We start from the raw sequence: 7,988 nt of genomic DNA on the forward strand, positions 1-7,988 counted from the left end.
TATGAATCAGTATCTTGTTGTTGGTATCGTCTTTTTAGTGGTTATCGCTATCTTGGCGACCAACAAGAAATTGGTCGAAACGCTCAAGAATATCTATAAGATCGAGGAGCTCCGCAAGCGTGTCATCTACACCATCGGATTGCTCCTGGTCTACCGCTTGGGTAGTTTCATCGTGATTCCGGGCATCGACCCCAACGCGTTGGGCGAGGGTTCGGCGTATGCCAGCCAGTTGGAGGGCAACGGACTTCTGGGTCTGTTGGACGTCTTCTCCGGCGGTGCGTTCGGCAACGCTGCCATCTTTGCACTCGGAGTCATGCCGTATATCACCGCTTCCATCGTCATCCAGCTTATGGGTATGATGATTCCGTATTTCCAGAAAATGCAGAAGGAGGGTGAGAGCGGCCGCCGCAAGATGAACCAGTGGACGCGCTTTCTGACTATCGGCGTGCTGTTGATTCAGGGTCCGGCTTATATCGCCAACCTCTATCACCAGGTTCCCGGAGCGTTCGTCTACGGCAGTAATTTCCTTTTCGTTGCCTATGCGACAACGATTCTCATCGCCGGTACCATGTTCATCATGTGGCTCGGCGAGAAGATCACCGACAAGGGTATCGGTAACGGCATCTCGCTCATCATCATGATCGGTATCGTCGCTCGTCTGCCCCACGCGCTGTTGGCCGAGGTCAACGCCCGTTTCCAGACGGCGTCGGGCAGCGCCATCATGTTGATTTTCGAGTTGGTGCTCCTGTTCCTTGTCTTCATGGCAACAATCGCTTTGGTGCAGGCTGTCCGCAAGGTGCCTGTGCAGTATGCGAAGCGTATTGTCGGCAATAAGCAGTACGGCGGTGTGCGTCAGTATATCCCGCTGAAGATGAATGCTGCGAACGTGATGCCCATCATTTTCGCGCAGGCTCTCATGTTTATTCCGGCGCTGTTCTCCGGTACCGCGTTCGCGGCTGCTTTCAGCTCGATGACCGGTTTCTGGTACAACTTCACGCTCGCAGTGCTGGTAATCGCTTTCACCTACTTCTACACGGCGATTATCATCAATCCTCAAATGATGGCCGATGACATGAAGCGCAACGGCGGCTTCATCCCGGGAGTGAAACCGGGTAAGCAGACCGTGAACTACATCGACACCATCATGACGCGTATCACGCTCCCCGGCTCGTTCTTCCTGGCTATCGTGGCTATTCTGCCCGCTCTGGCCATGCGGTTCCTGGGCATTCAGCAGGCGTTCGCCTACTTCTACGGAGGTACGTCGCTGCTGATTATGGTCGGCGTGGTGCTCGACACTCTCAAGCAGATAGAGAGCTACCTGCTGATGCGCCATTACGACGGTCTGATGAAGACCGGACGTATCCAGGGGCGTCATTAGGAGTTTTTCCGACGAGATTCTTAGCGAAGAATGATCTATTTGAAGACAGACGAGGAGATCGAACTGCTCCGTGAGAACAACATCCTGGTGTCGCAGACGCTGGCCGAGGTGGGCCGCCACATTCGTCCGGGCGTCACGACGCTGGAGTTGGACCGTATTGCCGAGGATTTCATCCGCGCGCACGGGGCAGTTCCCGCTTTCCTCGGGTATCAGGGATTTCCCGCTTCGTTGTGTATTTCGGTTAACGAACAGGTAGTTCACGGTATCCCGTCCGCAGACTGCGTCCTCAGGGAGGGCGACATCGTTTCGGTCGATTGCGGTACGTTTATGAAGGGGTTTGTTGGTGATTCGGCGTATACGTTCGCCGTGGGAGAGGTTGCCGAGGAAGTACGGCAGCTGATGGAAGTCACCAAAGAGGCGCTTTATAAAGGTACGGCGCAGGCCAAGGCCGGCAATCGCGTAGGCGACGTGTCGGCGGCCGTTCAGGAGCACGCCGAGCGTTTCGGCTACGGCGTTGTGCGCGAGTTGGAGGGACACGGTTTGGGTCGCAAGATGCACGAAGACCCCGGTGTTCCCAACTACGGCGCACGTGGCAGAGGTCCGCTTCTGAAGGAAGGCATGGTAATCTGCATCGAGCCCATGATCAACATGGGGACCAAAGCGGTGGTTTTCGAGCGCGACGGCTGGACGGTCCGCACCCGGGACCGCAAACCTGCGGCCCACTACGAATTCGCGGTGGCCGTACGGAAAGACGGACCCGACGTGCTGACGGATTTCAGTATCATCGAACAAGCTATAAACAACTAAGACTCAATGGCAAAACAAGCTGCTATCGAACGCGACGGCACGATCATCGAGGCCCTGTCCAACGCCATGTTCCGCGTCGAACTGGACAACGGCCACGTGTTGACGGCCCACATCTCGGGAAAGATGCGCATGCACTACATCAAAATCCTTCCCGGGGACAAAGTGAAAGTGGAGATGACGCCCTACGACTTGTCGAAAGGCCGCATTTCCTTCAGGTACAAATAATCGCTTTAAGACTATGAAAGTAAAAGCATCCATCAAGAAGCGCAGCGAGGATTGCAAGATTGTGAAGCGTAAAGGCAAACTTTACGTCATCTGCAAGAAGAATCCCAAGTTCAAGATGCGCCAGGGGTAGTATTTCAACAAGTAAGTTAAAGTAGAAAAAGAATTTTTATGGCACGTATAGTTGGTGTAGATTTACCCAAAAACAAGAGAGGCGAGATCGGCCTGACCTATATCTACGGTGTCGGTCGCTCCACGGCTCGCAAGATTCTCGACGGAGCTGGTATCAGCTACGACGTCAAGGTTCAGGACTGGACGGATGACCAGGTAGGTGCTATCCGTTCGACGATCGCCGACATGGGCATCAAGGTCGAGGGCGAATGCCGTTCGATGGTCCAGCTCAACATCAAGCGTCTGATGGACATCGGCTGCTACCGCGGTATCCGTCACCGCCTGGGACTTCCGGTTCGCGGTCAGTCGACCAAGAACAACGCCCGTACCCGCAAGGGACGCAAGAAGACCGTCGCTAACAAGAAAAAGGCAACAAAGTAATCTTTAGAGAATTATGGCAAAGAAAACTGGAACAGTCAAGAAAAAGGTTGTTAAGGTGGGTGCCATGGGCAATGCCTATGTACATTCGACTTTCAACAACGTAATCATCACCATCACCAACGAGAACGGCGATGTGATCAGCTGGTCTTCGGCCGGTAAGATGGGCTTCCGTGGTTCTAAGAAGAATACTCCCTATGCCGCTCAGACTTCGGCCGCCGATTGCGCCAAGGTCGCTTACGACATGGGTCTGCGCAAGGTCAAGGTTTACGTCAAGGGTCCGGGTGCCGGCCGCGAGTCGGCCGTGCGTACGATTCACGGCGCCGGTATCGAGGTGATGGAGATCATCGACGTTACGCCGCTGCCGCACAACGGCTGCCGCGCTCCCAACCGCCGCCGCGTATAGTTCCGCGCCGGTACATTCATCTTACAGTTATTTAATTACGTCAAAGATCATGGGAAAATACATAGGACCAAAATCGAAAATCGCCAGAAAGTTCGGCGAAGCCATTTACGGGGCGGACAAGGTGCTCGAGAAGCGCAACTATCCTCCCGGACAGCACGGTCTGGCGCGCAAGCGTAAAAAGGTGTCGGAGTACGGTACGCAGCTCAGCGAGAAGCAGAAGGCCAAGTATACCTACGGGTTGTTGGAGAAGCAGTTCTCGCGTACTTACGAGCAGGCCGCACGCATGGGCGGTATCACGGGTGAGAACCTGCTGAAGCTGCTCGAGTGCCGTCTGGACAACGTCGTGTACCGTCTCGGTATCGCGCCCACGCGCGCCGCTGCCCGTCAGCTCGTTTCGCACCGCCATATCTGCGTCAATGGCAATGTCGTGAATATCCCTTCGTATTCGTTGCGTGCAGGCGACATCGTCTCGGTTCGCGAGAAGTCCAAGAGCCTCGAGGTGATCGCTGCTTCGCTGGCCGGCGGCAACCGCAGCCGTTACGCATGGCTCGAGTGGGACAACGCTTCGATGAGCGGCAAATTCCTCCAGAAACCCGAACGCGAGGCCATTCCGGAGAATATCAAGGAGCAGCTCATCGTCGAGTTGTACTCGAAGTAGTAATCAGCAAAATTCACGTTCATTGTTATGGCAATATTAGCATTCCAGAAACCTGAGAAGGTTATTATGCTTGAATCCACTTCTTCGTTCGGAAAGTTCGAGTTCCGGCCGTTGGAGCCCGGGTTCGGCATGACTGTCGGTAACGCCTTGCGTCGGATTCTGCTCTCTTCGCTGGAGGGTTATGCAATCACGACCGTCAAGGTAGCCGGTGTCGATCACGAGTTCGCCGCGATCCCCGGAGTGATGGAGGATATGTTGAATATCATCCTCAGTCTGAAGCAGGTTCGTTTTATCCGCACAGTCGACAATCAGGACGCCGAGAAGGTCTCCATTAACGTTGCGGGTGTGACGGAGCTGACTGCCGGATACATTTCTAATTATCTGTCGTTCTTCAAGGTGCTCAATCCCGAGTTGGTTATCTGCCACCTCGCTCCCGGTACCAAGATGCAGCTGACGATCACCATCGGCAAGGGCCGCGGTTACGTGCCCGCCGAGGAGAACGCTCCTGCCGAGTCCGAAATCGGTACGCTCCCGATAGATTCCATCTTCACGCCTATCAAAAACGTGAAGTATTCCATCGAGAACTACCGCGTCGAGCAGAAGACCGACTATGAAAAGTTGAATCTGGAGATTACGACCGACGGGTCGATCCATCCCAAGGAGGCGCTCAAGGAGGCCGCCCGGATTCTCATTCAGCACTTCATGCTCTTCTCCGACGAGAAAATCACCGTCAACATGGAGGATAACAACGGTGCCGAGGAATTCGACGAGGAGGTGCTCCACATGCGTCAGCTCCTGAAGACCAAGCTCTCCGACCAGGACCTTTCCGTGCGTGCGCTGAATTGCCTCAAGGCTGCCGACGTCGATACGGTGGGCGATTTGGTCAAGCTCAACCGCAACGATTTGCTGAAGTTCCGCAACTTCGGCAAGAAGTCGCTCACGGAGCTCGACGAGTTGCTGACTTCGTTGAACCTTAAGTTCGGTATGGATGTTTCTATCTACAAACTTGACAAAGATTAATTATGAGACACAATAAGAATTTCAACCACCTCGGCCGTCAGGCGGGACACCGCAAAGCGATGCTCTCGAACATGGCTTCGTCGCTTATCCTGCATAAGCGTATCGAGACCACGGTCGCCAAAGCCAAGGCTGTGCGCATGTTCATCGAGCCTCTGGTAACCAAGTCCAAAGAGGATACGACCCATTCGCGCCGCGTCGTTTTCTCCTACCTCAAGCAGAAGGAGGCCGTCACGGAGTTGTTCCGGACTATCGCGCCCAAGATCGCTTCGCGCCCCGGCGGTTACACCCGTATCCTCAAGACCGGGTTCCGTCTCGGCGACGCCGCCGACATGTGTATCATCGAGTTCGTCGACTTCAACGAGGCTTATACGCTCGGCGTTGCTCCCGCAGCGGCTGCTGAGGCCAAGCCCAAGACGCGTCGTTCGCGTGCCAAGAAGACCACCGACGCTGTCGAGGAGGCTACCGTTGTCGAGAATGCCGAGAGCACGGAGACTTCCAAGACTGCACCCAAAAAGGCCGCAGCTCCTAAGAAGGCTGCCGCTCCCAAGGCTCCTAAGGCTGCCGCCGCGAAAACGGCTGCTCCCAAGGTTGCTAAGAAGACCAACGTCGGTAAGAAGATGTAGTTTCGTCTTCCCGTTTCGTATCCGCGCCGCAACATTCCGTTGCGGCGCGGATTGTTTTTGCATACTTTCGCCATATAAATGGCTTTGGTTAAAAGCTTTGTTGGCGTTTGGCGGCGTTTTGTTCTGCGGGCCGGATTCGTTTCGGGTTATTGCCGGATAAAGCAAAACCCCGTTGAACTTATGTTCAACGGGGTTTCAGTGCCCAGGACAGGAATCGAACCTGCACGCCTTGCGGCACACGCACCTGAAACGTGCGCGTCTACCTATTCCGCCACCTGGGCATGTAGGATTTACGGAGTGCAAAGATAGCGCTTTTTTCTGAACCTCCAAAAAATCGGAAGAAAAAATGTTGTTTGCGGTTGAATTGTTAATAAGTTCGTTTTCGATAAGCCGAACTTCCGTGGCCGGGAAAGCTATATGAATGTGGCCTTGGCTGGTTACTGCTTGTCGAGGAACTTGTATTGGAATAACAGCAAGTAGACTACCGCCACAGAGATGTAGGCATCGGCCAGATTGAAAATGGCTCCGAAGAAATAGTTGTTGCTGTCGACCAGGAACCGCAGGAATCGCGGTACGCTGTTCCATTGGAACAGCGGGAAATAGAACATGTCGACGACTTTGCCCATCATGAACCCTGCGTAATGGCCGCCGAAATGGGCAACCGAATAGGGCGTCGATTCGGAGAACAGCAGTCCGTAGAATGCGCTGTCGAGAATGTTGCCCACCGCTCCGGCGAAAATCAGCGCCAGACCGACGATCACCCCTGACGGCGTTTCTTTGCGTTGGCGGAGCAGCCGGCCGATCAGCCATGCGATGCCTCCCGCCAGTACGACGCGGAAAATGCCCAGCAGCAGTTTGCCCCAGTCGAAGCCGCCGCCCGACGCTATGTGCATGCCGAATGCCGCTCCGTTGTTTTCGATAAAGCGGAGTTGGAACCAGTCGGGGAAGACGATAATCGCTTCGTCGAGGTGCATGTGGGTCTTGACCCATATCTTGAGGGCTTGGTCGGCTATAAGCAGCGCAATTACAAGCAGGGATACTCTTTTGACAGTCATTGTTTTTGGTTTTCGGATGCACAAAGATAGTGCAAGGCGAGAGCAAAAGCAAACTTGTTTGCTTTTTGCCGAGCCGCAGCCTATCTAAACCGAGCGCAGCGACGGTAAAGTGCAAGGCGAGAGCAAAAGCAAACTTGTTTGCTTTTTGCCGAGCCGCAGCCTATCTAAACCGAGCGCAGCGCGGCGGTAAAGTAAAACATTAATTAAAAGGCAGTCCGGCAGATGCTGGACGCAGCGCACGGAGAAACCGTAGGCTCGGTTTCCGGCAGCCATTGGGTGGACAAGTCCCGAACGGTACCAGCAATCGCAGGCGTTTTGATTGCCGGCAACGTAAGACGACGAGCACCACACAACGCCCTCTGTGCCGACGAGCGTCAAGGCTCCCGTCGTACAGTGGCGGTTGCCCGCAGCAGGCGCTGAAGCAATCGCTCGGATGAACCGTGCCGAAGAATCCCAACGGAAGCCCCGGCTCGGACTGGAATGAATAACTGACGGCGTATTGAAACGTTTTAACAGCCGGCTAAAACGTTTTAGTCTTTCGGCGATGCGCCGTCAGCGGATTGCTGAATCTGCCTTACCTCGCTGGCGTACCTTTTCGACAAGCCGAGCGCGGCGCCGAATTTGTTCGGGCTGTGCCGCGGCAGGAAAAATGAACCGTAGCCCATGCCATTCCGGGTGGAGACTGCCTTTGCGGGTGTAAATTTAGTGAGAGAATCGTTTGGCCGGATTCTTTTTGGCCGAGCGGTTCGATTTTGTTGCTCGCGATGTATGATATGGACGGAGCGCTTTATTCTTATATATAAGGTATAGCCTTGTTTTGGCCCGTTTTTGAGACTTTTTCAACTTTTTTATAAAAAAAGATGCGAAAATATTTGCAGGTTCAAAAAATGTCGCTACCTTTGCATCCGCATTTGAGAAAACACGGTTCTTACAAAGATTGAAGGTTTGCAATAGAGGAGCTCGAAATCCTTGAGTGAACGGTGAAAATTCAGAAAATGCAACGTTCTTGAAAAAATATTTGCAGGATTGAAAAAGATGACATATCTTTGCAGTCCTTTCGCATTGCAAAATGCGGTTTTTTCAACAGGTTCTTTGAATTACTGGTTATTTTTGAGAGAAATAGAAATGTAGTATTTATCTGTCAATTTCCTTTAAGGAAATAGAAACAGTCAGGACTCTAACAATACATTATTTTTTATACAATGGAGAGTTTGATCCTGGCTCAGGATGAACGCTAGCGGCAGGCTTAACACATGCAAGTCGAGGGGCA

The 7,988-nt window shown here is 53.5% G+C and carries 10 protein-coding genes, 1 tRNA gene and 1 rRNA gene; 10 read left to right on the top strand and 2 right to left on the bottom strand.

The features are described from left to right. Window position 1: 1 nt before the first annotated feature. Genes secY through rplQ form a run of 9 tightly spaced genes read left to right on the top strand, consistent with a single transcriptional unit; the run spans window position 2 to window position 5,663 of the window. Window positions 2-1,378 carry a preprotein translocase subunit SecY gene (gene secY / locus NFR47_RS05020; protein ID WP_251214487.1) on the top strand — a complete coding sequence of 459 codons (1,377 nt, stop codon included), beginning with the start codon at window positions 2-4 and terminating at the stop codon, window positions 1,376-1,378. A 30-nt stretch (window positions 1,379-1,408) separates the two neighbouring features. After that, window positions 1,409-2,185: a type I methionyl aminopeptidase gene (gene map, locus NFR47_RS05025; protein WP_251214488.1), complete on the top strand. Its 777-nt coding sequence runs from the start codon at window positions 1,409-1,411 to the stop codon at window positions 2,183-2,185. Window positions 2,186-2,191: 6 nt separating this feature from the next. Then, window positions 2,192-2,410, top strand: coding sequence for a translation initiation factor IF-1 (gene infA / locus NFR47_RS05030; RefSeq protein ID WP_251214489.1), 219 nt, complete (start codon window positions 2,192-2,194; stop codon window positions 2,408-2,410). A 13-nt stretch (window positions 2,411-2,423) separates the two neighbouring features. Then, the gene (gene ykgO, locus NFR47_RS05035; protein ID WP_010262443.1) at window positions 2,424-2,540 is read left to right on the top strand and encodes a type B 50S ribosomal protein L36; all 117 of its coding nucleotides are present in this window, start codon (window positions 2,424-2,426) and stop codon (window positions 2,538-2,540) included. Window positions 2,541-2,578: 38 nt separating this feature from the next. Then, complete coding sequence (rpsM, locus tag NFR47_RS05040; RefSeq protein WP_251214490.1) at window positions 2,579-2,959, top strand: 30S ribosomal protein S13; 381 nt, start codon at window positions 2,579-2,581, stop codon at window positions 2,957-2,959. A gap of 13 nt (window positions 2,960-2,972) precedes the next feature. Beyond that, on the top strand, window positions 2,973-3,362 hold the full coding sequence (gene rpsK, locus NFR47_RS05045) for a 30S ribosomal protein S11 (RefSeq protein ID WP_251214491.1): 390 nt from the start codon (window positions 2,973-2,975) through the stop codon (window positions 3,360-3,362). 49 nt (window positions 3,363-3,411) lie between these two features. Next, entirely contained in the window at window positions 3,412-4,020 is a 609-nt protein-coding gene (gene rpsD / locus NFR47_RS05050; RefSeq protein WP_251214492.1) for a 30S ribosomal protein S4, read from the top strand. 27 nt (window positions 4,021-4,047) lie between these two features. Then, window positions 4,048-5,040 (top strand): DNA-directed RNA polymerase subunit alpha, encoded by a 993-nt coding sequence (locus NFR47_RS05055; protein WP_251214493.1) that lies wholly within the window; start codon window positions 4,048-4,050, stop codon window positions 5,038-5,040. Window positions 5,041-5,042: 2 nt separating this feature from the next. Then, a complete protein-coding gene (gene rplQ, locus NFR47_RS05060; protein ID WP_251214494.1) occupies window positions 5,043-5,663 on the top strand; it encodes a 50S ribosomal protein L17 in 621 nt (206 codons plus the stop codon). A 199-nt stretch (window positions 5,664-5,862) separates the two neighbouring features. On the opposite strand, the gene NFR47_RS05065 is transcribed toward rplQ, so the two are convergent. Next, a tRNA-Leu gene (locus NFR47_RS05065) sits at window positions 5,863-5,944 on the bottom strand. A 156-nt stretch (window positions 5,945-6,100) separates the two neighbouring features. Continuing rightward, window positions 6,101-6,718, bottom strand: a complete 618-nt coding sequence (locus tag NFR47_RS05070) for a signal peptidase II (RefSeq protein ID WP_251214495.1) — start codon at window positions 6,716-6,718, stop codon at window positions 6,101-6,103. A 1,199-nt stretch (window positions 6,719-7,917) separates the two neighbouring features. Between NFR47_RS05070 and NFR47_RS05075 the strand changes: the two genes are divergently transcribed. Further along, window positions 7,918-7,988 (top strand): 16S ribosomal RNA (locus NFR47_RS05075); the annotation flags it as partial.

It is taken from the genome of Alistipes muris (assembly GCF_943193205.1).
Classification (GTDB): domain Bacteria; phylum Bacteroidota; class Bacteroidia; order Bacteroidales; family Rikenellaceae; genus Alistipes; species Alistipes muris.

Excerpts from the sequence above, each read along its gene's own strand:
- secY (WP_251214487.1), top strand. The coding sequence starts at position 2 with ATGAATCAGTATCTTGTTGTTGGTATCGTCTTTTTAGTGGTTATCGCT.
- map (WP_251214488.1), top strand. The coding sequence starts at position 1,409 with ATGATCTATTTGAAGACAGACGAGGAGATCGAACTGCTCCGTGAGAAC.
- infA (WP_251214489.1), top strand. The coding sequence starts at position 2,192 with ATGGCAAAACAAGCTGCTATCGAACGCGACGGCACGATCATCGAGGCC.
- ykgO (WP_010262443.1), top strand. The coding sequence starts at position 2,424 with ATGAAAGTAAAAGCATCCATCAAGAAGCGCAGCGAGGATTGCAAGATT.
- rpsM (WP_251214490.1), top strand. The coding sequence starts at position 2,579 with ATGGCACGTATAGTTGGTGTAGATTTACCCAAAAACAAGAGAGGCGAG.
- rpsK (WP_251214491.1), top strand. The coding sequence starts at position 2,973 with ATGGCAAAGAAAACTGGAACAGTCAAGAAAAAGGTTGTTAAGGTGGGT.
- rpsD (WP_251214492.1), top strand. The coding sequence starts at position 3,412 with ATGGGAAAATACATAGGACCAAAATCGAAAATCGCCAGAAAGTTCGGC.
- NFR47_RS05055 (WP_251214493.1), top strand. The coding sequence starts at position 4,048 with ATGGCAATATTAGCATTCCAGAAACCTGAGAAGGTTATTATGCTTGAA.
- rplQ (WP_251214494.1), top strand. The coding sequence starts at position 5,043 with ATGAGACACAATAAGAATTTCAACCACCTCGGCCGTCAGGCGGGACAC.
- NFR47_RS05070 (WP_251214495.1), bottom strand. The coding sequence starts at position 6,718 with ATGACTGTCAAAAGAGTATCCCTGCTTGTAATTGCGCTGCTTATAGCC.